We start from the raw sequence: 25,261 nt of genomic DNA on the forward strand, positions 1-25,261 counted from the left end.
TCATAATACAAGCAACATGACTTTTCTTTGCAATATCTATGCCAACATAGTACATAAAACATAACTCCTTCTTGATTGCTTGATATTTGGGTTGTGCTCACAGCCTCCTAACTCTATAGAACGGTAGAACATAAGCTCTCCAATAGCGTTTCATAGGTGAGTTAGCTAGCCCAAATTAGATAGGCTTTGTTGGGTCATCTTCTGACAAGGACAAACAGATCTTTAATTTGTGCCATTGACTGTGAATTGCAAAAAGCAGCTAACACAACTGTCTTTATGCTAACACAACTTTTATAACTTTTTCATCCTCTTTTGAGTGATGAGAAGTTATAAATGTATTATAGGAGGACAGTTAATGAAAGGGAGAATTTCAGAATTTAATTCTGAAAATAGTATAGGTAAAATAACCACACCAGCAGGAACTATTTTTGAATTCCATCTAAACTCTTGGATGAGTACGAATAAAACACCTGAAAAAGATATGAAAGTTTTATTTGATATTTCAGGTAAAAAAGCTGTTAACATAGAACTTTATGAAAATATTTCTATACATACATATAACAAAGACACATCTGATAAACCTAATCAAAAAAATGAAGATATTAATGAGTTAGAAGTTGACTTTCAAATAGACAAAGATGAGAATGAAGAGTCTATACGTAATATTTTATGCTCTGATCCATCTTATATTGCGACAGATACAAAATCAGCAATTTATAACTATTTTTCAAATGTTGTAAAAGAGTGTATTGATAAGAAAAAATATTTAAGATATAGAAACACTCTTGATTATATAAAAACAAAACGATTTTTAATGTCTGCATACAATAATTTAGTAGAGATAGATTGTAATTTTGAAAATTTTGAATTAGCAAATTTAAAAAGGGATATTGACGAAATTTATAAAATTTATACTAATTTTAAAAAAGCTTCACTATATACAAAGAGTGCTTATAACATCATATTTCTAAGTCGCCACCCAGAACAAAAAAAGTTACAATTAAAACTTGAAACAAATAGAGATAAAATATCTTTATTAAATTCAGAAGTAGAAAAGTTGGAAACAACGATAAAAGAGAAAAGTGCAAAACTCTCTACTCTTCCTATTGAAAGTGACTTATACAAACAATTAAATAAAAATATAAAAAACTTAAAAAGAGAACTGGTTGATACAATTCATGAAATAGGAACATTAATAGAAGAAAATAAAAAATATTTTGAAAGTATTCAAGAATTTTACGATAAATACTACCTTGATTTTCAAAACAATCTAAATTTATTTGTAAAAGAGTACGATCAAAAATTAAAAAAAATACTAGATGTTTTAGCTTACCGTTTTGATAAAAGTATATGGAAAAAAGCGAAAAATTCTGAGTTAATCAAAGAGCATTTTAGCAAAGCTGATATTAATGATGAATTTAGCACAGAGACTTATCTTAAATATTACTTAAAGTCAATCGATAAATCAAAAGCAAGTTTAGAACACCAAGAACTGTATAGATTACAGGAGTATTTTGAAGAGCAAAAAAGAAAAGTTATTTTATGTTTCGATGATGAACCTGCTTTTTTAACTCTTGTAAAAAATATTATAGTTAAAATAGATAAAAAAATAGATGTTTTTCTATCTACAAGAAAAGAGATGGCAATAAATAGTATAAAAAAATATCAACCACATATATTAATAATTAATCCTAATATTAAAGAAATAGATATAAAAAACTTTATTCCAGATATTGAAATCTCATTTTTTGCTGATAGAATTGATAAAAATCTTCTTATAATGGCAAAAAACTCTAATGTTTCCTCTATTCTACAAAAAACTTTGCAAGAAGATATACTTAAAAAAGAGATTGAGAAATATATAAAAAATCTTTAAACTAGGAGTCAAAAAAATATGTTTACCGGACTTATTCGAGAGATGGCTGAAGTTATAAGCTTTGATAACAAGTTCCTCTCTCTAAAAGCAAAATACCGTCCTAATATTGGTGACTCCATAGCAGTAAATGGTGTCTGCCTTACAGTTGTCAAAGTTGGTGAAGGCAACTTTACAGTAGAGGTAGCTGATGAAACAAGAAGTGTAGTGGCATTGGAAAACTTCAGTGGTCAAGTACATATTGAACCAGCTATGCAGATGGGTGATAGATTTGAAGGGCATATTGTTCAAGGACATGTAGATACAATAGGTACAATTACCAAAATTGAAAAACGTACCAATGGAACAGATTTTTATATTACTATTCCAACTAAATTTTTAGAGTATGTTATTCCCAAAGGCTCTATTACGATAGATGGAGTAAGTTTAACTGTCAATGATGTAGATGATAATGGATTTCGTCTGACCATAATTCCACATACAATGAAAGAGACTAGATTTGGCAGTTACAGCATAGGTACAAGAGTTAATATAGAGACTGATCTATTTGCAAGATATGTTGCAAACATTCTAGATCGCAGAGAGCAGATTAGAAAAAAAGGGTGGGAAAATATAGAACATATTCAATCACTCTATTAAGGAACCTTAGCATTATGAAATACAAACATTTTTCTATTCAAAATCTCTTTTCTAAATCTGTTCCAAATAGCGGTGAACTATTTGAAACTCTTCTAAAAAATAATGAAGTAACTATTGAGGTTATTGTTAGCAGTAATTCACCTGAACCTACTCAATACAACCAACCCCATGATGAAGCAGTTCTATTAATTACAGGCAAAGCAAATCTTTTAATTAATGAAAAAGAGGTCGTAATGAATCCAGGTGATTTTCTTCATATACCAGCAAACACTCCACATAAAGTTTTAAAGACAGAAAAAGGAACAAGATGGCTAGCAATTCATACTAAAGGAGCATTATGCTAACCCCTAAAGCAGCTGCATTAAAATATAACTCATTAAATGACAATGCACCAAAAGTTATTGCCTCAGGTAAAGGAGACCTTGCTCTAAAAATTATTGAAAAAGCAAAAGCATTTGATATACCTCTTTTTCAAAATGAGATTCTTGCTGAAGCACTAACAAAACAAGAGATTGACACAGAAATAGATCCTCAACTTTTTAAAGCAGTAGCAGAAGTTTTTGTATGGCTAATGAAAGCAGAAGAGAGTATAGAACTATCTTCAAATTAAGTATTTATACATAAAAAATGTTCATATTTGGTTCACAAATAAATATTATAATCAAGCATAATCTATAAAAATATGAGGAGGAAAAGATGCGAAATTTAGGAAAGTTGTTAGTATTAACAGCCTGTTCAACTCTTCTGCTCAATGCATCAGATGGTGCAAGTATAGCTCAAAAGTATGGCTGTATGGGATGTCATGCTATCATTGGTAAAAAAAATGCACCTGCCTTTAGGGGAGTTGCAAACAGAAACCTTAGATTTAATGGAAGCAATGCAAAAGCATCCATAATTAACAGTATTAAAAATGGTTCAAAAGGTAAATATCCTAACTTTACAAATAGTGTTATGCCTCCTTTCCCAAATATCTCTGATGATGAACTTAATACGTTAGCAGATTGGATTCTCTCTCAAGCAGGAAGAAGAGGACAAGGTCAAGGTATGGGACGCGGACAAGGCGGTGGAAGAGGAATGAGCTACTAATTACTTACTGCTATTTCAATTAACCCAATCTTGCTATATTTTTTAAAAGCTGATTGGGTTTTCTTATAAAAACTATCTTACCTGTTACATTTTATATTTTATCCACTTTGCAAAAATAAAGCTTTTGACAATATTTTACTACTTTGCAAAAATGTTATAATCATTTAGATTTTGAAAGAATATGGTTTTAATTTAAAAGATAAAAAGGAAATAGATGACTATACTATTTGCTCCAAGCGAAGGTAAAAAATCTGGTGGTACACTTCCACCTATTGACAAAGATGCATTCTGTTTTCCAAACCTTTACTCATATAGAGAGGAAGTCATAAAAAAATATAACAACTTTTTACACAATGCTTCCAATGAAGAGCTAAAAAAACTTTTTGGAGTAAAAGATGAAAAATTAATTGAACACTACAAAACAGACATCTTTGCTCTAAATAGTATAAAAGCTGTTGAACGATATGACGGTGTAGCTTACAGCTATTTAGGTTATGAAAATCTTTCAGAAAAGGCAAAACAATACATTGATAATAATCTTATTATATTTTCAAATCTATTTGGTCCTATTTGTGCGAAAGATAGAGTTCCTGAATATAAATTGAAACAGGCAGAGAAGATTGGTGAGTTTGCACCTGAAAAGTTTTATAAAGAGCATTTTAGCAGTGAATTAGATCTATATCTTGAAAAAAATGGTCCTATTGTCGATCTTCGTGCAGGATTTTATGATAAATTTTACAAAATAAAAGCCCCATATATAACAATGAAGTTTTTAAAAAATGGAAAAACAGTAAGCCACTGGGCTAAAGCTTATCGTGGGATCATTTTAAAAGAGATGGCAAAATACTCAATAATGGATGAACATAGTCTACTTGCTATGGATATAGAGAATCTATCTATTGTTGAGATAAAAGAGATCAAAAACAAAAAAGAGATTGTTTACGAAATTTTATCTTAAAGGGAAGAAGAGTGAATCTAGAGCAAAACAGTGAACATTCTATTGATTTTTGTATGCTTGATTACAAGTGTAGCTATCTTCCAGATCAAAATACTAGAATGTACTACAGATATATGCGTCAAGCAAGTAAGGAGCTTGTAACTGCTTTAATCAAACGTGGCTGGAGACGCTTTGGATGCTACTTTTTTCATCCTATATGTGCTAAATGCAATGAGTGTAAAAGCCTGCGAATAGATGCAGAAAATTTCAAACTAAGCAGATCACAAAAGCGTGTTATTAAAAAAAATAGTGATACCTATATATACATTAGAAAACCTGGAATGACAAAGGAGCATTTGGATCTATATGATCGATTTCACAAATATAAAAGTGAAATAAGTGATTGGAAATATACACCTATTAACTCTCAGCACTATTATGAAAACTTTGTTGACGGCTCTCACAACTATGGAAAAGAGGTTTTATATTTCATAGATGATAAACTGGTTGGGGTTGATCTTATAGATATAGTTGATGATGGAATCAGCTCTATCTACTTCTATTATGATCCTGAATATAGTAAATATTCACTTGGGACTTACTCTCTTTTGATGCAGATAGAGATTGCTAAAAGACTTAGATTAAAATGGATCTATTTGGGATACTGGGTAGATGGGTGTAAATCATTCGCTTATAAAATGAATTTTAAACCTATGCAGATTTTAGATGGGTTTCCGACTCTTTCACAAGAGCCGGAGTGGAGAGAAATTTAACCTAACAATGCTTTTACGCGCTCAACAACATTAGGAATAGTAAAGCCGAAGTGTTCAAACAAGTCACCGGCTTTACCGCTTGCTCCAAAACTGTTCATACAAAGAACATCATCAGCAAAGCGATACCACTCATTACCTGCAGCTGCTTCGATAGCAAGAACTTTTGTATTTGGATCGATTACTGCATCTATATACTCAGCTCCTTGCTCAACAAATAGTTCATAACAAGGCACAGAAACTACATTAGCCATAATGCCCTGCTCTTCCAAGTGGCACCCAGCCTGAAGAGCCAACATCACTTCAGAACCTGTTGCAATGAGAGTTATCGTTGCATTCTCTCTCTTCTTAATTAGATAACCGCCTTTTTCAGCACTACCAAAAGCAATATCATCCTCTCCTTTAAGGACTTTTAGTTTTTGCCGACTGCAAACAAAAGCAGATGGTGCTTTAAGTTTAAGAGCTGCTTTCCAACAAGCAACATTTTCAGTAGCATCTGCAGGTCTGAATGTATAAAACCCTGGTAATGCTCTAAACTGACTTAAATGCTCTATTGGCTGATGTGTTGGTCCATCTTCACCAACACCAATACTGTCGTGCGTCCATACAAAGAAGTGCTGTAAACCACTTAATGCTGCAATACGAGCAGATGGTTTAAGATAGTCACTGAACACAAAGAATGTAGCACTAAAAGGTAGTAGCGGACCATACGCTGCAATACCGTTAGTGATAGCTGCCATTGCGTGTTCTCGGATACCAAAGTGGATATTTTTACCTTTAGGAAAATCTCCCATACCTTTTAGTTCTGTTTTATTAGATGGAGCAAGGTCTGCACTTCCACCAAGGAAACCTGGTATAGCTTTAGCTATTGCATTTAGAATTTTCCCATTACTGTCTCTTGTTGCCACTTCGCTTCCAGCTTCAAACTCAGGCCACTCAATAGCATCAAAATCAGGATTAAGAAGTCTCTCTAATGCTTCATTTTGTTCAATATATGGTGCTTGTTTTAACAGATGGTTCCACTCTTTTTCAGCCAATTCACCCTCTTCAACTGCACATCTGAAACGAACAAGTACATCATCTGGTATATAGAACTTCTTATCAGGATCAAAACCAGCCTCTTTTTTAGCTCTTGCAATCAAATCTTCACCAAGAGGTGCACCGTGACTGTTGTGATCACCCTCCATTTCACAAGCACCTTTTGCAATGACTGTATCTGCAATAATAAGTACCGGTTTATCTGCCTTTTTAGCTTTCTCAATAGCTTCATCTATCTTGGTATAATCGTGTCCATCTACCTCTAAAACTTCCCATCCTTGAGCCTCAAAACGAAGTTTTACATCTTCACTCCAAGCAAGTGAAGTATCTCCTTCAATGGTAATATTGTTAGAGTCATAAATCATAATCAAATTATCAAGCTTTAAATGACCGGCAATTGAGCAAGCTTCATAACTGATCCCCTCTTGCAAATCACCGTCGCCGCATAGACAGTAGACATTATGATCAATAATTTTTGCTGTTTCAGAGTTTACAAGGTTTGCACAATATTTGCTTGCCATTGCAAACCCTACTGCATTCGCAACCCCTTGCCCCAATGGACCAGTAGTTATCTCTACTCCAGGAGTATGTCCATACTCAGGGTGACCTGGAGTTTTACTTCCTAACTGTCTAAACTGCTTTAAATCATCTAAAGAGATGTCATATCCCCAAAGATGAAGCAGCGAATATATTAAACCTGTAGCATGTCCTCCACTGAAAACCAGACGATCACGATTGATCCATTTTGGATTTTTTGGATTATGTTTAAGATGCTTGGAAAGCACTACAGCTACATCAGCCAATCCCATAGGTGCACCTGGGTGTCCGCTATTTGCATTTTGTACCATATCAGCAGCAAGAAAGCGAATTGTATTTGTCATTTTTTTCATCATTTGATTATCCATGTGCATTTTATCCTTTATGTCGGTTAAGATATTGATTTAAAATCGGTTCTAGTTTGTCTTTAAGATGTAAATCGAAATTAGCCATCTGTTCTTTGATCTTTTCAGCTAAATTATCTGCTCTTTTCAGAGATCCTTCTAGCCCAAAATGATTAATATAGCTGTTTTTGTCTTCATCATTGCCAGTAGTTTTTCCTGCTTCGCAACTGCTTTGTGTAACATCTATAATGTCATCTTGAATCTGAAAAAGAAGACCAAGATCAAGCCCAAATTTAAAAAGCTCTTCTTGTTCTTTTTCATCAAGCCCTGCTATGATTGCACCCATTTTTAAACTTGCTGCTATTAAGCGACCTGTTTTATATTCATGCAAAAAGTCTATCTGTTCAGCAGCAAGTTTTTCTCCTTCAAAGTAGCAATCAATAGCTTGTCCAAGCACCATTCCACCAATTCCACCACTGTATGAAAGCTCTTTAATCAAAGCCACTTTTACATCATTATGCAAAGGTGCTGTTGCAATCATATAAAAAGCATGGGTGTTAAGTGCATCACCCACAAGTACTGCTGTTACTTCATCATACCTTTTATGAAGTGTCGGTTCACCACGACGCAAGTCTGCATCATCCATCACTGGCAGATCATCATGAATCAATGAATATGTATGTAACATTTCCAGAGCCATAGCAACAGGATATGCACTTTCACATATCATTGGTTCATATGCATCTACTACTGCCAGCAAAAGCTGAGGACGAAACCTTTTACCTCCGGCAAGAAGCATTGCTTTAAGTGCTTCATTAAATGTCGGATGAAAACTTGGTGCTTCCGGAAGATGTGTAGTCAAATAGCTTTCAAATTTCTGCATGACTGCCTTCTATAATATTTTGCGAATTATATCGAAGTTGTGGACAAAAAAAACTGAAAACCATCTCGTTCCCAAAGCATACTATTTGGCATACTTTTTTTAACTGCGTAATTAGACATAACTTTTTGAACATCAACCTGTTTGTAAACCAAACTTTCATCAATTTTTAAGAGTTTGTCTCCTTTTCGCAATCCACTTTTATATCCTGCTCCACTTTTGTCAATATTAGTAATTACAAGGTTTTTATCAAACCATATTCCCAAATGCTCTAAAAAAGTATCAGATACTTTGCCACCACCTACTCTTTTAAAACAGTTAACTCTATAACTTAAAAGTCTTTTATTTCTTTTTACCTCTATAAAAATCTTTCTACCAACTTTACAACTGTCAACTCTATCTCTAACCTGTTTTAGTGTAGGATTTTTTATTTTATTAATCTTTATAACTTTATCTCCAGGCAATAGAGGTGAGTTTACAAATGGATCAACTCTTTTTACTACTGTATATTTTTCATTAACTGAAAACCTTATACCAATATCACTATGTTTAGTATCTTTTTTTAGCAATTTTTTTATTGAAGTTACATCATACCACTCACCATTAATGTCAACTACTCCTGCAAGATGGCAGCATTCACCAAACAAAGCTCCCCGCTTTTTTACACTCTCCTTAATAAGACCAGGATAAATGGATGATGGATAAGAAAGAATTGTTACACTTTTTGGCTTATCAGACTGACAAAAAAAGAAATTTGTTCTATGTTTTGCTAAGTAGAAAGGTTTTTTTGTAGTATCTTGAAATAGACATAACCCTTTAAAACGATCATAAGCTATAATTTTTTTATTATTTGGGCACTTCAATGATATAAACCTATCTTTTGCCACAGCAAAAGTAGGATACCCATCTATTACTTTTAAACTTCCAGGGAAAAATCTCTTACACTCATTTGCAAAAATGAGTGTAGGGAATGAATATAAAAAAAAGATGAGAAGAAGCCAAATTTTCATTAGTTTTGGCTGTTGCCCCCTCCAGCAAAAGGGTTGAAGCCGCCGCCTAGCATACTTAAAGCAGCACTTTTTTTGTTATCTTCAACCATTTTAAAAAGATCATTAAGAGCTGATATGAGTAGAATCTGTAAACTTTCTTTATCTTCTAAAAGTGAGTCATCTATCTCAAGATCAATAACTTCACCCTTTCCATTGGCAGTGACCTTTATAAGACCACCGCCACTTTTAGCAGTAAGTTCAATTGATTCATTTTTTTCTTCAATCTCTTTAGCTTTTTTCTGAACCTCTTCAAACATTTTGCCCAGATCACCCATATTCAGCCCTTCAAACATTATAGCTCCTCATGCACAGATGCGATAGTATTGCTCTCTTCATTCATTAACACAACAGTTGGCTTATAGTTTTCTAACTCTTCTTCACTATACGAAGCATAAGCAACAATAATTATTTTATCGCCGGGATGTGCTTTTCGGGCTGCTGCACCATTTAAACATATATCGCCTTTACCTCGCTCACCGCGTATAATATAGGTGCTAAAACGCTCACCATTATTGATATTTAATATTTCAACTTTTTGCCCAATACGCATTTTTGCAGCATCAAGCAAATCTTCATCAATAGTTATAGAGCCAACATAATTCAAGTTGGCATCTGTAACTGTTGCACGGTGAATTTTTGAATAGAGCATTTCGATCTGCATTGTTAACTTGCTCCGGTCATCTTCATCATCTGTTCAGGGGAGATAGGATCATCCCACGCTCCAGACTCAATTACAAAGTCCTCAACTACTTTACCACCAATAATATGTTCATCAATAATTCTATCAATCTTTTCTTTTGTAAGACCAGCATACATGACATGACCTGGTTCAACTAGCATAACAGGTCCATACTGACATCTGTTCAAACAACCTGTTCTAACAGGCTGAACAGTTCCTATAATTCCTTTCTCCATCAATCTTTGTGCAAGATATTGAAAAATGTCCCGTGTCTCATTTGTAACACAGCTTGGTCTAGGCATCCCTGGAGGAGATGACTGTTCACATTTAAATATATAAAATGCAGGTTGTGGAATTCCCATGTAACCATCCTTATTTCAGATAAATTTTGTCCTAATTATAATGTTTGTCTCTTAACATTTTATTACATCGTAATTTTAGCAGAATATACAAAAAAAGATAAGATAAATAGTTGCTTAATCATAATTTGATGACAAAATAGTCTATTTTTTCATACTTTTATTTAAGATTCAAAATTTCTCTTATTACTTCTCTGTCATCAAAAGGGATCTTTGTCCCATTGATCTCTTGAAATGCCTCATCTCCCTTGCCTAAAACAAGTAACACTTCTCCATCTTCAAGCTCATCTATAGCTTTTTTAATAGCCTCTTTTCTATCAACTATTTTTTCAATCTTATCTTTTTCTTTAATTCCTTCAGCAATTTCATCTATAATTTTTGCTGGATCTTCGCTTCTAGGATTATCACTTGTTATATATACTTTTTTAGCTATAGATGCTGCTGCACGTCCCATAGCAGGGCGTTTGCTTCTATCTCTATCGCCTCCAGCACCAAATACTACACGTACCTCTTTCTCTTTTAATGAATCAAGAACTTGTTTTATGCCATCTTCTGTATGAGCAAAATCTACAATTATAAGAGGTTTTTCACTTACTGTCTCCATACGCCCGGAAACACCACCAAAATTTTCTGCTGCTTCACAAATTTCACCAAGATCTTCATCTGTCAAAATATGTACTGCTGCTATAGCTGCTGTTATGTTATAAAGGTTAAAAAATCCTTGAAGTGTAGTTTCAAATGGTACAACTGTCTCAAAATGTTTTAAAACTCCGCTGACTCCTCCACCTAGAGTATATGCCATTATTTTATATGTTGCAGGGTTTTCAATACCATAACTAAAACTGTTTTGTATATTAAAATGTAAAATATCTTCATCACGATTTATAAGTTTTTTACCACTATCTTGAAAAAAACTGCTTTTTACAGCACGATACTCTTCTAAAGTTTTGTGATAGTCTAAATGATCACTTGTAACATTTGTATGTATTTTTAAAGCAAACTCTATGCCTTCTATGCGATTTTGATCAATTGCATGTGAACTGACTTCCATTACAAAAAATTCACATAGCGATTTTTTTGCTTCAAACATATGATATATAGTTGCCAAAGAAGGAGGAGTAGTCAAAGACTTATCTTCTATCTTTTTATCGTTTATAAAAAGTCCTCTTGTTCCTTGAAGTGCAGTTTTATACCCCAAGTCAAGCAAAATTGAGTAAATAGCTGCTGCTGTAGTTGTTTTGCCATTTGTACCAGTTATTCCAACTACATCTAAACTGTTTAACCCTAACTTTTCTATTAACTCTTTTGGGGTTATAAGTTTGGCATTTTTTGATGTCGCTTCTTCAATATAACTTTTATTAAGTTTGGTAACAAGAAAATGTTTATCTTTATCTGCTTCACGACTATCATCAGTGACAATGCCGATATCACCACCGAAATCGACTGTCACTATAAATCCTTCATCTTCTTAATTAAATCTTGTAATTTTTCTTCACCAGGATATGCCAATGCTACACCTTCTATGTATCTCATTGCCATATCGTTAAATCCGTTATTTACAAGTTGTTGTAAAAAATCAAGTAAATCTTTTTTATCTGTAATAACTACACGCGTAGAGAACATAATATCCTCAAAAGCACGTCTAAAACTACCACGCTGTCTTACTAGCTCTTTAAAATCTTCGTAACTAATTCCATTAACATATTCATCTTTGCCTAACAGCGTTCCATCTAAAAGAGTAGAAATTTTTTCTAATGCATCATCCAATGAGACTATCATCTCTTCAATTATCTTTTCAGCATTCTCATTATCTTCACTTTTTAAAACTTGATAGTACTCAAAAAGGGCTTGTGCCTCTTCATCATTCTCATTTGCTATATCGCTTAAAATCGCACCAATTCTTGCTTCTTGTAAATTAGGAAAATCTTTTAATAATAGACCATATATACGCATTGCTTCTTCATACTCACCGCTATAAAAATAGTTCTCGGCTCGCTCTAGAATTTTTTCTGTTTTTTTTGTTTTCACTTTTTCATATCTCCTTTTTACCGAAAATATATCGGCAAAAATATTCATCTTAAACTATAATTTTATATAGTTATTATGCAAGTTTATCCCACTGATCTTCCATACCAACAGGTACATTTACAACCTCGATTTCAGGATGTATATCCATTCTCATTTGACGTTCTACACCATACTTTAATGTATTTCCACTACTAGGACATCCAATACATGCACCTTGCAATTGTACATACACTTTGGCATTTTTTATACCAAGCAATTTAATATCACCACCATCTAAAGCAAGAGATGGTCTTACTTTTTCAATAACATTTTGTACAGCTGGGTATAAATCTTCATCGCTAAATGGTATCATTCTTTTTATCCTGATAATAGATTATTAAACAGTTATAAAACCCTGATATATTAGACTATTTGGTTTTAAGACTGTTTAGACTTCTATAATAACAAAATTGATAAAATTTGGCAACAGATTTTTGAAAAAATTAGAAGAGTTTAGAAGAATTTAATTTCGGGACATTTAGTCCCGAAATATCAAAGCTTATACTAGCTCGATAATTGCCATCTCCGCAGAGTCTCCACGTCGCTGGCGTGTTTTAATGATTCTGGTATAACCACCATTTCGTTCTGCATATTTAGGAGCAATCTCTTCAACAAGTTTTTTTGTTGCTTTTTTGTCCTGTAACTTAGCAAAAACTGCACGGTGTGCATTGAAATCGCCTGCTTTAGCACGAGTAACCATTTTTTCAAAAACACTTCTTAGTGTTTTTGCTTTAGCAAGAGTAGTCTCAATACGACCATGCTCAACTAAAGCAATAGATAGGTTTTTCAATAAAGCAGCGCGATGAGAAGATGTTCGGCTAAGTTTGCGATATCCATGTCTATGTCTCATCGTTATTCCTTATTATTTTATTTTTTTGAGCTTTCTATTTTCTTTTTCAGCTGTTTAGCAGTCTCTTGATCAAGTTCAGTTCCAACAGGGAACCCAAGCTCTTCAAGTTTTGCTTTAATCTCTTCTAAAGATTTTTTACCAAGATTTTTTATATCTTTAAGCTCGCTTTCACTCATTAGTACAAGTTCGCCAAGATATTTCAAACCTGCACGCTCAAGAGAGTTGAAACTTCTGGCACTAAGACCTAAAGTATCCAATCCCTGCATTAATGTTTTTACAAGAGAATTTTCTGCCGCAGGTGCAGTAACCTCTTCTGAAACATTGATGTCTAATATATTATTAAATACAGACATCTGTCGATACATAACTTCTATAGTGTTTTTGAATGCTGTAACAGGATCAATCTGTCCATCTGTTTCTATGTCAAAAACAATCTTCTCATAGTTAGGATTGTCTTCAACCAGCATATTCTCTATTGTATAGTTTGCAGCACGAACTGGTGTAAAGAATGCATCTAGTGCAATAAAACCTTCAGGCAATTCGTCACGTAAATCTTCACTAGGAACATAACCAATGCCCTGATGAATAAGTAGTGAAAAATTTAGTTCAGCATCTTCATTTAAAGTTGCCAGAAAACCGTCAGGTGTAACTACTTCTACCTGTTCATTGCTTAAATCTGCACCGGTGATTTCTATTGGTCCAGTAAAACTATAATTTACTTCTACCTTTTTTTCATCACCTTTGATTTTAAAACGAAGATTTTTGAGGTTGATAATAAATATTGCAACATCCTCAAGCATTCCACGAACAGAGTCAAATTCGTGTGATGCTCCTTCAATTTTAACACCTATAGGTGCATACCCAATAGTACTTCCAAGAAGTAGGCGTCTGATTGGATGAGCTAATGAAACTGCATATCCTGTTTCAAATGGATATGCTGTAATTCGCATCCTGTTTTCACCAGTCTGCTCAATTTCAACCTCGCTTGGCATAAAGGGCGATGTTTTTATTCTTTTCACTTTAAAATGTCTCCTTTCTTTGCGAACAAGTTCCCAAAGAAATTCCTCTCACTGTTGTGCTTTGCACTCTCTTTGAGGTTGTGCTTTAGCACTCTCTTTGAGAAATCTACGCCTTTGGCGAGAGAAACCCCCACCAAATCACAATTTGATGATAAGGGTTTCATTGGCAACTCAACTATTAACTATTACTTGCTGTAAAGCTCGACGATCAATCGTTCTTCAACAGGAATTACAACTTCTTCACGCTCTGGAATTCTAGTGAAAATACCAAAAGCTTTATCGTGATCAACATCAATCCAAGGAGAAATACCAGTTTGTCTAGTTAACTCCATTGCTCTTTGAATTTGTGGATTGTTTTTGCTTTTCTCTTTTACTTCAATCTTCTGTCCTGGTTTAACGCGGTAAGAAGGAATGTTTACTCGTTTTCCATCAACAAGAATATGTCCATGAGTTACAAGCTGACGTGCGAATGCTCGTGTTGTTGCAAATCCCATTCGATAAACAACATTGTCAAGTCGTCTCTCTAGAAGAGTAATTAGGTTTTCCCCTGTGTTACCTTCCATTCGGCTTGCATCTTTAAAGAGTCGTCGGAATTGCTTTTCTGCAACACCGTACATAAATTTCGCCTTTTGCTTTTCACGCAACTGCAAACCATATTCACTGATTTTTGTTCTTCTTTGTCCATGCTGTCCTGGTGCATATGGACGTTTATCAATTGCGCTTTTTCCTGCTAGTCTTCTTTCGCCTTTGAGTCCGAGACTCACGCCAAGGCGACGTTCGATCTTTTCTACTGGTCCTCTATATCGTGCCATCTCGTCCCCTTATACTCGTCGTCGTTTCGGAGGTCTACAACCATTATGTGGAAGTGGAGTAATATCTTTAAACCACATTACTCTTATTCCCTCGATTGCGCCTACGCTTTTTACTGCAGTCTCACGACCGCTTCCAGGTCCCTGTACTTTAATACCGACCTCTTTAATTCCATGCTCCATAGCTTTTGCCATTGCATCTTCAACAGCTTGCTGTGCTGCATAAGGAGTAGACTTTTTGCTTCCCTTAAATCCAAGAGAACCTGCACTGCTCCATGAAATCACATTACCTGCTTCATCAGTTACGGTGATTACAGTGTTGTTGTATGTAGCACTGATGTAAACTACACCGCGTGCAATATTCTTTTTTACAATCTTTTTTCTTGTTGTTTTACGTTTAGCCACTGCTTACTCCTTACTTGCTAGCTGCGCCGACAGTTTTACGTTTACCTTTGCGTGTACGAGCATTGGTTTTTGTCTTCTGTCCACGAACTGGAAGACCGCGTCGATGGCGAAGACCGCGATAGTTACCAAGGTCCATCAATGCTTTGATGTCCATTGCAACTTTTTTACGTAGATCCCCTTCAACCATATAGTTGTTTTGGATCTCATTACGAATAGCTGCAGCTTCATCTTCAGTTAACTCGTGTACACGCTTATCATAACTGATACCAGTTGCATCAAGAATTTTTCTTGAAGTTGCCAATCCGATACCATAGATGTATGTTAAAGCATACTCCATACGTTTTTTCTTAGGTAGATCAACACCTGCAATACGTGCCATCTTTTATCCTTGTCTCTGTTTGTGTTTTGGGTTAACACAGATGACGCGAACAATGCCTTTTCTTTTAATGATCTTACATTTGTCGCACATCTTTTTAACCGATGGTCTAACTTTCATTATTAGCTCCTTTATATGTTGCACAAGCATAACTTATACAACTACGCTAATGCTGAGTCAACTCAGCAGAAGGCTTATACAATACAGTATTAAAGCCGCCTAATTATTCTATTTCTACTACTGCACTGAACAACAAACCCATAACTTGGAATTTGCCCCAAACAGGTTTGATGAGTTAGATCAAACCGACCCTTGCATAAACAGTGCAATTTATGCAAAACTCCTTCACGTAGATGGAAAAGGGGATGGAATTATACTTTAAGGCAACTTACAGCTTACTTATATCTGTAAGTTATGCGCCCTTTATCCAAGCTGTAAGGTGTAAGTTCAACCTTAACCTTGTCTCCTGGAAGAATTCTAATGTAGTGCATACGCATTTTACCTGCAATATGACACAATACAACATGTCCATTTTCCAACTCTACACGAAAAGTAGCATTTGGAAGTGCTTCAATTACCTTACCGTCTATTTCTATTACATCATCTTTAGCCATTCTAACTCCTTACGCTTGCGATAAAATTTCAGCTCTGTTTCCCACTACAACTACAGTATGTTCATAGTGGCTGCCTCTTAAGCCGTCTTGACTTACAACAGACCATTTATCATCCAAAATTTTAGGTATTCCTACTTTTTGACAAACCATTGGTTCAAGACAGAATACCATGCCATTTTTAATTTTAGGTCCGCTTTTTGGTGATCCATGCTCTAAATAATTTGGTATTTCAGGCTCTTCATGTGGTTTACGTCCAATACCATGACCACAGAAATTAAGAAGTGGTGTATACCCTCTTGATTTAATGAATTTTTCCAGCTCTAAACTAAGCTCTTTAAAACGTAATCCAGGCTTGATTATATCTATAGCGTAGTAAAGTGCATCTTTTGCACAAGCTATAAGTTTTTCATCCTCTTCTGAAATTTTACCAATTGGAATTGTAACAGCAGCATCACCATACCATCCTTTATACTCTGTACCAATATCTAGTCCTAAAATATCACCCACTTTAACTTTGGTATCATCTGGAATACCATGAATGATAACCTCATTTAAAGATGTACAAACAGAAGCTGGAAAACCATACAGACCTTTAAATGATGGTCGAGCACCTTGTGAACGGACAAAGTCTTCGCCCATTGCATCGATCTCTTTAAGAGTCATACCTGGTTTAATATTATTTTCCAGATAATTTAGTGTCTCTTTAACAATTTTATTTGCTTTTCTTAATATCTCGATCTCTGCAGGCTTGCGGATTGCGATGGACATTAGAGGCCCACCGCACTTAGAGTTTCATATTTGCTCATATAGATCTGAGCTTCTATTTTACGCATGGTATCTAAAGCGACTTGTACAACAATCAGAACAGCTGTACCGCCAAAGTAGAATGGTACTCCCATACTCTTAACCAAGATCCACGGAAGTGTAGATATAAGCGCAAGGTAAATTGCACCCCAAAATGTCAATCTGCTGGCAACTTCATTTAGAAATTCTGCCGTATGTTCACCAGGACGAACACCCGGAATAAAACCACCTTGACGTTTGAGATTATCTGCAATATCTTTTGCATTAAAGACAATTGAAGCATAAAAATAGGCAAAGAAAATGACAAACAGGAACATCAAAAAGTTGAATGTATAGCTGTTTGGATTCAGAAAATCTGATATCTTTTGAACTATAGGATTAGTTGATGCTTGCAAAATTGTTGACGGGAACATCAATATTGCAGATGCAAATATTGGAGGAATTACCCCACTTAAATTCACTTTTATCGGAATATAGTTCATTACCCGTTTTTGCTGATTTTGCATCATTACTTTACGCGAATAGCTTACAGGAACTCTTCGCTCACCAAGTTCAACATAAATAATAAAGCCAACAGTTGCAATAATGATTGCCAATATAGCTAGAACTACTAAAAAGTTAAGTTCACCAGTATTTACCAAATTTATTGTACCGCCTATTGCTGACGGAATAGAAGAGACAATGCCGGCAAAGATAATCAAAGATATACCATTACCCACACCTCTTTGGGTAATCTGTTCACCAATCCACATTAAAAGCATAGTACCAGTAAGCATAGAGAATGCTGCAACTGTAATAAACGTTGTTGTATCAATCATTATTGCACTTTCGCCGCCTTTTCCTGTAAGACTTTGAAGTCCAATGGCTACACCTACTGCTTGAATTAATGTAATAGCAATTGTGGCATAACGGATAATTTGCATATATTTTGTCATTCCGTCACGCTCTTTTTTCATTTTACCGAGTTCAGGAAAGGTTGCAGCAAGTAGTTCCATAATGATTGAAGCAGTAATGTAAGGCATAATTCCGAGTGAAATTATACTAAGACGTTCAACAGCATTTCCACTGAACATATTGAACATGCCTAATGCATTGTTTGAGTTGGTATCAAAGAACTCTTTGATTACATCGATGTTAACACCGGGAACCGGCACATAGGCCAGGATCCGGTATGCCAGCAAAAATCCCAAAGTTATTAGGATTTTATTGACCAATGATTTATTCATTGTTATTTTCCGCTGGTCGAAATTCGCTCGTCTTTAATTTTTGCAGCAAGCTCACGAGCAGCTTTACCGATCAATTTAACGCGCTTATATTTACCTTTAATGGTATGAACACTTGAGAGTGTCTCCATAGTAATCTCTTCAAGCTCTGCAATTGCAGGAACACGCTCTATATTTAGCACATACGGCTTTTCTACTCTTGAAGTAAAACCGATTTTTGGTAAGCGTCGCTGAATTGGTTGCTGTCCGCCCTCAAAGCCGCGTTTTTGCTTATATCCAGTTCTAGACTTCTGTCCTTTATTACCACGTGTAGCAGTTTTGCCCATTCCGCTACCTTGACCACGTCCAACACGCTTACGGTTCTTGGTGCTTCCTTGAGCATTTGTAAGATTGTGAAGTGACATCGCTTATCCTTTAATTCTGCTAAGAGCTTCAACAGTTGCTCGTACTAGGTTGTTTGGATTGTTTGAACCTAGTGATTTAGTCAGGATATCTTTAATTCCGGCAAGTTCAATTACTGGGCGTGCAGCACCACCGGCAATAACTCCGGTACCTTCACTAGCCGGTTTAAGCAATATTTTACTTGAGTTATATTTATGTTCAATATCATGAGCAATTGTTGAGCCTTTGATATTGACTTTAACCAAGTTTTTAAATGCTTCATCGATTCCCTTGCGGATCGCATCAGGAACCTCTTTAGCTTTACCCATACCAAAGCCGACAGTTCCATTGCGGTCACCCACAACAACGAGTGCTGTAAATCGGAAACGTCGACCACCTTTGACAACTTTAGTGACACGGCCGATGTTGACGATTACTTCTTCAAAATCTTCTCGATTGATATTTTCCATGCTCTTACCTTTACACCTGTATTCCGTTTTCACGTAAAGCATCGGCAAATGCCGCAACAACACCGTGATAGATGTATCCGTTACGGTCGAATACCGCTTTTTCTAGACCTTTAGCTTTCATTGCAGCAGCTAAAGTTTCAGCAACTTTAACAGCTGCTTCTTTGTTTGCTTTTAGTCCCATTGCACGACCGTCTGCAGCAGCTAGTGTCACACCGGCAACATCATCAATCGCTTGAGCATAAAAGTGCTTGTTAGATCGGAACACGGTAACACGCGGCTTATCTGCAGTACCAGAAATTTTGCCGCGAACACGCGCTTTACGCTTTGCGCGCTGCAGGTTTTTCTTCAAAAGTAATGTTCTATTCATTTTTCAACCCTTATTTACCTGTTTTACCGGCTTTGCGGAGAATAACTTCATCCACATATTTAACACCTTTACCTTTGTAAGGTTCAGGTGGACGGAATGCACGAATCTCAGCTGCTACCTGACCAACTTTTTGCTTATCTGTACCTTTTACAGATATAACATTCTTTTCAACTGCAATCTCAATTCCTTCAGGAATATCATAGTTAACAGGGTGAGAAAAACCTAGTTGGAGTTCAAGAACTTTCCCCTTAACAGCTGCACGATATCCAACACCGTTAATTTCAAGTTTCTTCTCAAACCCTTGAGTCAAGCCAATGATCATGTTTTGTGTCAGAGCACGGTAAGTACCCCAGAATGCACTGCTTGCTTTATTTTCACCTTTTCGGTGGAAAATAATTTGATTATTTGCAATTTCAATGTCTACACGACCATGAGTATCGAGACGCTTTACATCTTTTCCTTTGGAAACGACAACTTCTGTACCCTCGACTTTTACTTCTACACCAGCCGGGATATCAATCGGTTTCTTTCCTATTCGTGACATTTTTAATCCTTACCAAATACTACAGAGAACTTCGCCACCGATGCCGCGCTTGTACGCTTCATCATTTGGAAGAACACCCTGAGATGTACTAACTACAATAGTACCATAGCCATTTTTAAATCGCTTAATAGCCTCTTTGCCCTGATAGATACGACGACCAGGCTTAGATATACGTTTAATCTCATTGATTACGCTACGTCCATTGTCATCATACTTGAGCACAACATTGATGCTCTTTTTACCTTCGTTTTCAACTACTTTATAGCTCTCAATGTAACCTTTCTCTTGAAAGATTTTCATGATAGCTTCAACAATTTTACTATACATCAGTGTTGTGACTTCAAGTCGTCGCATTGATGCGTTTCTGATGCGTGTCAGAGAATCTGCAATCAGATCGTTCACCATGCATTATCCTTTTTATTTATTGAATTAAATTTAAGAGGCGGCAATGCCGCTCTCTTTTGTTTTAAATAAGCTGAGATTACCAGCTTGCCTTCTTCATTCCTGGAATCAAACCTTCACTACCCATCTTTCTAAGGCAGATACGACAAATACCAAAATCTCTGTAAACTGAGTGTGGTCGTCCGCAGATACTACATCGAGTATATGCACGGACTTTGAATTTAGGTTTTCGCTTCTGCTTAGCAATCATCGATTTCTTAGCCATTTTGTCGTCCTTTTGCAAAAGGCATACCAAGCTTCTCAAGAAGTAAGAATGCCGCTTTGTCACTGTCAGTTGTTGTGACAATCGTAATATTCATACCATGTGTTTTAATGATGTTGTCATACTCAACTTCTGGGAACATAAGCTGCTCATCCAAACCAAAGTTGTAGTTACCATGACCATCAAATCCATTGCGAGGAACACCACGGAAGTCTTTAACCCGTGGAAGTGCAATAGAGATGAGTTTGTCAAGGAAATTATACATCATATCGCCACGTAATGTTACTTTAACACCTACAGGCATTCCTTCACGTACTTTAAATCCTGCAACAGATTTTTTAGCAGGAACAATCATCGCTCTTTGACCAGCAATTACTGTTATGGTATCAGCAATATTTTGTACAAGCTTTGTATCTTTTGCATCATTACCGCAACCAACGCTGATAACAATCTTTTCTAGTGAAGGTATCAACATTGGGTTTTTAAGCTCAAGCTCTTCTTGTAATACTGGCTTGAGTTCATTGAATTTCTCTTTGAGTCTCAACATCTTATGCACCTTCTACTTTGCGTACGTTGGAGATGTGAATAGGCATCTCTTTGTTAACGAAACCGCCTTCAGGATTCTGCTCAGTTGGCTTAACAGCCTTTTTAACAACCTTGCATCCTGCAACGATAACGGCATCTTTTTTAGGAAGAACTTGAAGAACTTCTGCTTTTTTGCCTTTGTCATCTCCGGCGATAATCTCTACAGTATCGCCCTTTTTGATTTTGAACTTCTTAGCCATTATAGAACCTCCGGTGCGAGCGATACAATTTTCATGAAGTTAGCATAACGAACTTCACGGCTTACAGGACCAAAAATACGTGTACCGATAGGCTCTCTTTTGTTGTCAAGAATAACAGCTGCATTGTCATCGAATCTGATAAGAGAACCATTTTCTCTTTGGATCTCTTTTTTTGTTCGGACAACTACTGCTTTGACAACTTGACCTTTTTTCACTTTTCCGTTAGGAAGTGCTTTTTTTACAGAAGCAACAATAACGTCACCTACACTTGCATAACGTCGTTTACTACCACCGAGAACCTTAATACACATGATCTCTTTAGCACCGCTGTTGTCAGCGACATTTAGTCTAGTGAAACTTTGAATCATGATCCGACTCCTGAGCTTACAATCTCTTTGAGGCGGAATGACTTGGTTTTAGAGATCGGTCGGCACTCGATCGCTGTAACCACATCACCCACTTTAGTTGCATTCTTCTCATCATGGATGAGATATTTTTTAAAGCGTTTTACCGTCTTGTGGTAGCGAGGGTGCATAACGCGGCGCTCTACCAATACTGTCGCCGTTTTGTCACCCGCTTTTTTGATAACGGTTCCTTGAATAATACGTTTATGAGACGCCATAATCTAATCCTTATGCATTCTTCTGCGCACTAATGGCAGTCTTGATGCGTGCAATGTCTTTTCTGCATGCACGAATCTCATTTGGGTTCGAAAGCTGCATTGTTCTGAGCTTAAGCTTAAGCTCAAACAGCTCCATCTTCTTCTCTTTCAACATCCCTTCAAGCTCTTGCAAGCTTTTATCTTGAATCTCAGTATATTTCATTGCTAGCCTCTTGCGTTACAATTTTTGTTTTGAAAGGGAGTTTGTGCATCGCTAGCGTCAACGCTTCTCTTGCTAGCTTCTCTTCAACACCAGCCATTTCATAAATGATACGGCCAGGTTTTACATTCATAACCCACTTATCTACTGAACCTTTACCTTTACCCATTCTCGTTTCGAGTGGTTTTGCAGTAATTGGTTTATCTGGGAATACACGAATCCATACTTTACCTGTACGTTTTACGTGACGAGTCATAGCAACACGAGCCGCTTCGATCTGACGACTGTCAATTCGACCAGCTTCGATTGCTTTGATTCCGATACTTCCGAAAGCAAGTTGATTACCACGGTATGCTTTTCCGCGGTTACGTCCTTTTTGCTGCTTTCGGTATTTTGTTCTTTTAGGCATTAACATAATTAGTTCCTCCCTCGACCACGACCGCGTCCACGGCTACCGCGTTTCTCTTCTACAGGATCAGGCTGGATTCCTTTTTGAAGAACCTCACCTTTGAAGATCCATACTTTAACACCGATAATTCCGTAAGTAGTATGAGCTTCAGCAAAACCGTAATCGATTTTTGCACGAAGTGTATGCAATGGAACTCGTCCCTCAAGATACCACTCTGTACGCGCCATCTCTGCACCACCAAGACGACCAGCTACTTGAACTTTAATACCTTTTGCACCAGCTTTTTGTGCTGCTTGTATAACTTTTTTCATTGCACGACGGAATGCTACACGTCGCTCAAGCTGAGTTGCTACATTTTCAGCAGCAAGCTGTGCAGAAGCTTGTGGTCGCTTCTCTTCACGAATATTTAGAGCAACAGGCTTCTGAACCATATTTTGAAGACGAGTCTTCAATTTTTCGATATCAGAACCTTTTTTACCGATGATAATACCAGGGCGTGCTGCTACGATAGTCACGCGAAGGCGCTTTGCAGTACGCTCTATAATAATATCTGCGATACCCGCATAGTAAAGCTCTTTTTTAAGGAACTTGCGGATTTTGTCATCTTCTGCAATGAATGCAGGAACGCGCTGCCAGTTAGGGTACCAGCGAGATGACCAGTTTCGGTTAATTCCCAGGCGCAAACCAATCGGATTGACTTTCTGACCCATTACTTATCCTTCGCTTCTGTGACTTCGACGATCACGTGAGATGTTGGTTTCATGATGCGTGATGCACGACCACGTGCACGCGGTTTCCAACGCTTCAAAACAGGTCCTTTATCGACGCGGCATGAAGAAATTACAACTTCTTCAGGCTCATAACCGCCGTTAGCAACCGCTGAAGCGATAACTTTAGAAATTACTTTTGCTGCTTTGTTAGGCATAAATTCAAGACTTGCAAGGGCAAGTTCTGCATTCATTCCTTGTACTTCTCGAGCAATAAGGCGTGCTTTTGTCGGGCTGAGTCGAATAAATTTCAATGTTGCTTTACTCATTATCTATCCCTTACTTCCCGATCTTTTTCTGGACAGAGCCTTTGTGGCCTCTGAATGTACGTGTCGGAGCAAACTCACCAAGTTTGTAACCGACATGGTTCTCTGTAATATATACAGGAACGAACTGACGTCCGTTGTGAACATTAATAGTCAAACCGATCATCTCCGGGAAGATGGTGCTTCGGCGTGACCATGTTTTGATTGGTTTATTATCACCGGTCTCTTTTGCTTTAAGCACTTTTTTCATCAAATGCTCATCAATAAAAGGACCCTTTTTAATCGATCTTGCCATGTCTTACCCTCTTATTTTTTCTTGCGTCGTGAAATGATCAGTTTATCGCTGGCTTTTTTACGACGTGTTTTAAAGCCTTTAGTCGGCATACCCCATGGAGTTACCGGATGACGGCCAGAGTTTGTTTTACCTTCACCACCACCGTGAGGGTGATCGATAGGGTTCATTGCAGAACCACGAGTTTGAGGTCTAATACCAAGGTGTCTGCTGCGACCAGCTTTACCGATTACGATATTTGCAAACTCTTCATTTCCAACAGTACCGACTGTAGCCATACATTCACCGAGGATTTTACGCATTTCAGAACTAGGCATACGAATGATGACATATTTGTCTTCACGTCCCATAATCTGAGCATATCCGCCGGCACTTCGTACAAGCTGTCCACCTTTACCAGGCTTCATCTCAATGTTGTGTACAAGTGTACCGACAGGGATGTTTTTCAACTTCATAGCGTTACCAGGTTTAATATCAAGACCTGACTCTGCCGCTTGAACTTTATCGCCAACTTTCAAGCCACTTGGCTGAAGGATGTAGCGTTTGTCACCATCTGCATAGTTGATAAGGCAGATACGGCAGTTTCTGTATGGATCGTACTCGATTGTTGCAACAGTACCTTCAACGCCAAATTTGTTTCGTTTGAAGTCAATGATACGATAAAGTTTTTTCGCACCCGCTTCTTTATGGCGAGAAGTGATACGTCCATTATTGTTACGTCCAGCTTTAGCCGGAAGTTTTTTCAACAGTTTGCGAACAGTTGGTTTAGATGTAATGTCGCTACTGTCAACGACGCTCATATAGCGTCGGCTAGGTGTATACGGTTTATATGTTTTAATTGCCATTGCCTATCCCTTACGCGCTCAAGCTCTCAATGTTAGCACCTTCCGGTAGCTTCACATAGAACTTTTTGAAATCTGCACGTTTCCCCTCTTTTCCTCGGAAACGCTTTACTTTACCGCTTTGGCGAAGAGAGTTGACTTTCAAAGGGTTCACACCGAAATACTCTTTAAAAATCGCTTTTAGCTGATTTTTTGTAACTTTCGGAGATGTCTGAACCACAATGACACCCTCTTCCTGAAGGCCCAATGTCTTTTCAGTATAAACGATTGATTTGATATCTGTAATATCTGCCAT

The 25,261-nt window shown here is 36.7% G+C and carries 42 protein-coding genes; 7 read left to right on the plus strand and 35 right to left on the minus strand.

Going from position 1 to position 25,261, the window contains the following annotated elements:
- Positions 1-355: 355 nt before the first annotated feature.
- The 7 genes from BM227_RS08255 to BM227_RS08285 all read left to right on the plus strand — a co-directional run bounded on the left by BM227_RS08255 (position 356) and on the right by BM227_RS08285 (position 5,308).
- Positions 356-1,876, plus strand: coding sequence for a hypothetical protein (locus tag BM227_RS08255; RefSeq protein ID WP_092912878.1), 1,521 nt, complete (start codon positions 356-358; stop codon positions 1,874-1,876).
- A gap of 18 nt (positions 1,877-1,894) precedes the next feature.
- A complete protein-coding gene (locus BM227_RS08260) occupies positions 1,895-2,512 on the plus strand; it encodes a riboflavin synthase (protein WP_092912880.1) in 618 nt (205 codons plus the stop codon).
- 14 nt (positions 2,513-2,526) lie between these two features.
- Entirely contained in the window at positions 2,527-2,856 is a 330-nt protein-coding gene (locus tag BM227_RS08265) for a cupin domain-containing protein (protein WP_092912882.1), read from the plus strand.
- Complete coding sequence (locus BM227_RS08270; protein ID WP_092912884.1) at positions 2,850-3,122, plus strand: EscU/YscU/HrcU family type III secretion system export apparatus switch protein; 273 nt, start codon at positions 2,850-2,852, stop codon at positions 3,120-3,122. Before BM227_RS08265 ends, BM227_RS08270 begins: the two co-directional genes overlap by 7 nt.
- 86 nt (positions 3,123-3,208) lie before the next feature.
- Positions 3,209-3,598 carry a c-type cytochrome gene (locus tag BM227_RS08275; protein WP_092912886.1) on the plus strand — a complete coding sequence of 130 codons (390 nt, stop codon included), beginning with the start codon at positions 3,209-3,211 and terminating at the stop codon, positions 3,596-3,598.
- Between the two features lie 214 nt (positions 3,599-3,812).
- Positions 3,813-4,556, plus strand: coding sequence for a YaaA family protein (locus tag BM227_RS08280; RefSeq protein WP_092912887.1), 744 nt, complete (start codon positions 3,813-3,815; stop codon positions 4,554-4,556).
- An 11-nt stretch (positions 4,557-4,567) separates the two neighbouring features.
- Positions 4,568-5,308: an arginyltransferase gene (locus BM227_RS08285; protein ID WP_281244313.1), complete on the plus strand. Its 741-nt coding sequence runs from the start codon at positions 4,568-4,570 to the stop codon at positions 5,306-5,308.
- Here the strand turns inward: BM227_RS08285 and tkt are convergent.
- The 35 genes from tkt to BM227_RS08460 all read right to left on the minus strand — a co-directional run bounded on the left by tkt (position 5,305) and on the right by BM227_RS08460 (position 25,261).
- Positions 5,305-7,248 carry a transketolase gene (gene tkt / locus BM227_RS08290; protein ID WP_245757045.1) on the minus strand — a complete coding sequence of 648 codons (1,944 nt, stop codon included), beginning with the start codon at positions 7,246-7,248 and terminating at the stop codon, positions 5,305-5,307. The two genes, BM227_RS08285 and tkt, sit on opposite strands and share 4 nt — an antisense overlap.
- 7 nt (positions 7,249-7,255) lie before the next feature.
- Entirely contained in the window at positions 7,256-8,107 is an 852-nt protein-coding gene (locus BM227_RS08295; protein WP_092912891.1) for a polyprenyl synthetase family protein, read from the minus strand.
- A 26-nt stretch (positions 8,108-8,133) separates the two neighbouring features.
- Positions 8,134-9,114, minus strand: a complete 981-nt coding sequence (locus tag BM227_RS08300) for a PDZ domain-containing protein (RefSeq protein ID WP_092912893.1) — start codon at positions 9,112-9,114, stop codon at positions 8,134-8,136.
- Positions 9,114-9,446, minus strand: a complete 333-nt coding sequence (locus tag BM227_RS08305) for a YbaB/EbfC family nucleoid-associated protein (protein ID WP_092912894.1) — start codon at positions 9,444-9,446, stop codon at positions 9,114-9,116. Before BM227_RS08305 ends, BM227_RS08300 begins: the two co-directional genes overlap by 1 nt.
- A complete protein-coding gene (panD, locus tag BM227_RS08310; protein ID WP_092912896.1) occupies positions 9,446-9,814 on the minus strand; it encodes an aspartate 1-decarboxylase in 369 nt (122 codons plus the stop codon). Before panD ends, BM227_RS08305 begins: the two co-directional genes overlap by 1 nt.
- Positions 9,815-9,816: 2 nt before the next feature.
- On the minus strand, positions 9,817-10,194 hold the full coding sequence (locus BM227_RS08315; RefSeq protein WP_092912898.1) for a (2Fe-2S) ferredoxin domain-containing protein: 378 nt from the start codon (positions 10,192-10,194) through the stop codon (positions 9,817-9,819).
- 157 nt (positions 10,195-10,351) lie between these two features.
- On the minus strand, positions 10,352-11,641 hold the full coding sequence (locus tag BM227_RS08320; protein ID WP_245757046.1) for a UDP-N-acetylmuramoyl-L-alanyl-D-glutamate--2,6-diaminopimelate ligase: 1,290 nt from the start codon (positions 11,639-11,641) through the stop codon (positions 10,352-10,354).
- Positions 11,641-12,219, minus strand: a complete 579-nt coding sequence (locus tag BM227_RS08325) for a tetratricopeptide repeat protein (RefSeq protein ID WP_092912902.1) — start codon at positions 12,217-12,219, stop codon at positions 11,641-11,643. Before BM227_RS08325 ends, BM227_RS08320 begins: the two co-directional genes overlap by 1 nt.
- Positions 12,220-12,292: 73 nt before the next feature.
- Positions 12,293-12,571, minus strand: coding sequence for a NifU family protein (locus BM227_RS08330; protein ID WP_092912904.1), 279 nt, complete (start codon positions 12,569-12,571; stop codon positions 12,293-12,295).
- 186 nt (positions 12,572-12,757) lie between these two features.
- Entirely contained in the window at positions 12,758-13,108 is a 351-nt protein-coding gene (rplQ, locus tag BM227_RS08335) for a 50S ribosomal protein L17 (RefSeq protein ID WP_092912906.1), read from the minus strand.
- Between the two features lie 17 nt (positions 13,109-13,125).
- Positions 13,126-14,127, minus strand: a complete 1,002-nt coding sequence (locus BM227_RS08340; protein ID WP_092912908.1) for a DNA-directed RNA polymerase subunit alpha — start codon at positions 14,125-14,127, stop codon at positions 13,126-13,128.
- A gap of 185 nt (positions 14,128-14,312) precedes the next feature.
- The gene (gene rpsD / locus BM227_RS08345) at positions 14,313-14,939 is read right to left on the minus strand and encodes a 30S ribosomal protein S4 (protein WP_092912910.1); all 627 of its coding nucleotides are present in this window, start codon (positions 14,937-14,939) and stop codon (positions 14,313-14,315) included.
- A gap of 9 nt (positions 14,940-14,948) precedes the next feature.
- Positions 14,949-15,341: a 30S ribosomal protein S11 gene (rpsK, locus tag BM227_RS08350; RefSeq protein WP_092912912.1), complete on the minus strand. Its 393-nt coding sequence runs from the start codon at positions 15,339-15,341 to the stop codon at positions 14,949-14,951.
- 10 nt (positions 15,342-15,351) lie between these two features.
- Positions 15,352-15,720 carry a 30S ribosomal protein S13 gene (gene rpsM / locus BM227_RS08355; protein ID WP_092912914.1) on the minus strand — a complete coding sequence of 123 codons (369 nt, stop codon included), beginning with the start codon at positions 15,718-15,720 and terminating at the stop codon, positions 15,352-15,354.
- 3 nt (positions 15,721-15,723) lie between these two features.
- The gene (gene rpmJ, locus BM227_RS08360; protein WP_092912916.1) at positions 15,724-15,837 is read right to left on the minus strand and encodes a 50S ribosomal protein L36; all 114 of its coding nucleotides are present in this window, start codon (positions 15,835-15,837) and stop codon (positions 15,724-15,726) included.
- Between the two features lie 275 nt (positions 15,838-16,112).
- A complete protein-coding gene (infA, locus tag BM227_RS08365; RefSeq protein ID WP_092912918.1) occupies positions 16,113-16,331 on the minus strand; it encodes a translation initiation factor IF-1 in 219 nt (72 codons plus the stop codon).
- A 9-nt stretch (positions 16,332-16,340) separates the two neighbouring features.
- Positions 16,341-17,099, minus strand: a complete 759-nt coding sequence (gene map / locus BM227_RS08370) for a type I methionyl aminopeptidase (protein WP_092912920.1) — start codon at positions 17,097-17,099, stop codon at positions 16,341-16,343.
- Positions 17,099-18,361, minus strand: coding sequence for a preprotein translocase subunit SecY (gene secY, locus BM227_RS08375; protein WP_092912922.1), 1,263 nt, complete (start codon positions 18,359-18,361; stop codon positions 17,099-17,101). Before secY ends, map begins: the two co-directional genes overlap by 1 nt.
- Before the next feature lie 2 nt (positions 18,362-18,363).
- Positions 18,364-18,762 carry a 50S ribosomal protein L15 gene (gene rplO, locus BM227_RS08380; RefSeq protein ID WP_092912924.1) on the minus strand — a complete coding sequence of 133 codons (399 nt, stop codon included), beginning with the start codon at positions 18,760-18,762 and terminating at the stop codon, positions 18,364-18,366.
- Between the two features lie 3 nt (positions 18,763-18,765).
- Positions 18,766-19,209, minus strand: coding sequence for a 30S ribosomal protein S5 (rpsE, locus tag BM227_RS08385; protein ID WP_092912926.1), 444 nt, complete (start codon positions 19,207-19,209; stop codon positions 18,766-18,768).
- 10 nt (positions 19,210-19,219) lie between these two features.
- Positions 19,220-19,576, minus strand: a complete 357-nt coding sequence (gene rplR, locus BM227_RS08390) for a 50S ribosomal protein L18 (protein ID WP_092912929.1) — start codon at positions 19,574-19,576, stop codon at positions 19,220-19,222.
- Between the two features lie 10 nt (positions 19,577-19,586).
- Positions 19,587-20,120 (minus strand): 50S ribosomal protein L6, encoded by a 534-nt coding sequence (gene rplF / locus BM227_RS08395; RefSeq protein WP_092912931.1) that lies wholly within the window; start codon positions 20,118-20,120, stop codon positions 19,587-19,589.
- A gap of 9 nt (positions 20,121-20,129) precedes the next feature.
- Complete coding sequence (gene rpsH, locus BM227_RS08400; protein WP_092912933.1) at positions 20,130-20,525, minus strand: 30S ribosomal protein S8; 396 nt, start codon at positions 20,523-20,525, stop codon at positions 20,130-20,132.
- A 76-nt stretch (positions 20,526-20,601) separates the two neighbouring features.
- A complete protein-coding gene (locus BM227_RS08405) occupies positions 20,602-20,787 on the minus strand; it encodes a type Z 30S ribosomal protein S14 (RefSeq protein ID WP_092912935.1) in 186 nt (61 codons plus the stop codon).
- Positions 20,780-21,331: a 50S ribosomal protein L5 gene (gene rplE / locus BM227_RS08410; protein WP_092912937.1), complete on the minus strand. Its 552-nt coding sequence runs from the start codon at positions 21,329-21,331 to the stop codon at positions 20,780-20,782. Before rplE ends, BM227_RS08405 begins: the two co-directional genes overlap by 8 nt.
- A 1-nt stretch (position 21,332) precedes the next feature.
- Entirely contained in the window at positions 21,333-21,569 is a 237-nt protein-coding gene (gene rplX, locus BM227_RS08415; RefSeq protein WP_092912939.1) for a 50S ribosomal protein L24, read from the minus strand.
- Positions 21,569-21,937 (minus strand): 50S ribosomal protein L14, encoded by a 369-nt coding sequence (gene rplN / locus BM227_RS08420; RefSeq protein ID WP_092912941.1) that lies wholly within the window; start codon positions 21,935-21,937, stop codon positions 21,569-21,571. Before rplN ends, rplX begins: the two co-directional genes overlap by 1 nt.
- Positions 21,934-22,191, minus strand: a complete 258-nt coding sequence (gene rpsQ, locus BM227_RS08425; RefSeq protein ID WP_092912943.1) for a 30S ribosomal protein S17 — start codon at positions 22,189-22,191, stop codon at positions 21,934-21,936. Before rpsQ ends, rplN begins: the two co-directional genes overlap by 4 nt.
- A 10-nt stretch (positions 22,192-22,201) precedes the next feature.
- Entirely contained in the window at positions 22,202-22,393 is a 192-nt protein-coding gene (gene rpmC, locus BM227_RS08430; RefSeq protein WP_092912945.1) for a 50S ribosomal protein L29, read from the minus strand.
- A complete protein-coding gene (gene rplP, locus BM227_RS08435) occupies positions 22,380-22,805 on the minus strand; it encodes a 50S ribosomal protein L16 (RefSeq protein ID WP_092912947.1) in 426 nt (141 codons plus the stop codon). The genes rpmC and rplP overlap by 14 nt, the downstream gene beginning before the upstream one ends.
- 2 nt (positions 22,806-22,807) lie before the next feature.
- Positions 22,808-23,509, minus strand: a complete 702-nt coding sequence (rpsC, locus tag BM227_RS08440; protein WP_092912949.1) for a 30S ribosomal protein S3 — start codon at positions 23,507-23,509, stop codon at positions 22,808-22,810.
- On the minus strand, positions 23,509-23,835 hold the full coding sequence (rplV, locus tag BM227_RS08445) for a 50S ribosomal protein L22 (protein WP_092912951.1): 327 nt from the start codon (positions 23,833-23,835) through the stop codon (positions 23,509-23,511). The genes rpsC and rplV overlap by 1 nt, the downstream gene beginning before the upstream one ends.
- A 10-nt stretch (positions 23,836-23,845) precedes the next feature.
- A complete protein-coding gene (gene rpsS, locus BM227_RS08450) occupies positions 23,846-24,127 on the minus strand; it encodes a 30S ribosomal protein S19 (RefSeq protein WP_092912953.1) in 282 nt (93 codons plus the stop codon).
- Between the two features lie 11 nt (positions 24,128-24,138).
- Positions 24,139-24,969 (minus strand): 50S ribosomal protein L2, encoded by an 831-nt coding sequence (gene rplB, locus BM227_RS08455; RefSeq protein WP_092912955.1) that lies wholly within the window; start codon positions 24,967-24,969, stop codon positions 24,139-24,141.
- 10 nt (positions 24,970-24,979) lie between these two features.
- A complete protein-coding gene (locus tag BM227_RS08460; RefSeq protein WP_092912957.1) occupies positions 24,980-25,261 on the minus strand; it encodes a 50S ribosomal protein L23 in 282 nt (93 codons plus the stop codon).

This window comes from Hydrogenimonas thermophila, from assembly GCF_900115615.1.
GTDB lineage: Bacteria > Campylobacterota > Campylobacteria > Campylobacterales > Hydrogenimonadaceae > Hydrogenimonas > Hydrogenimonas thermophila.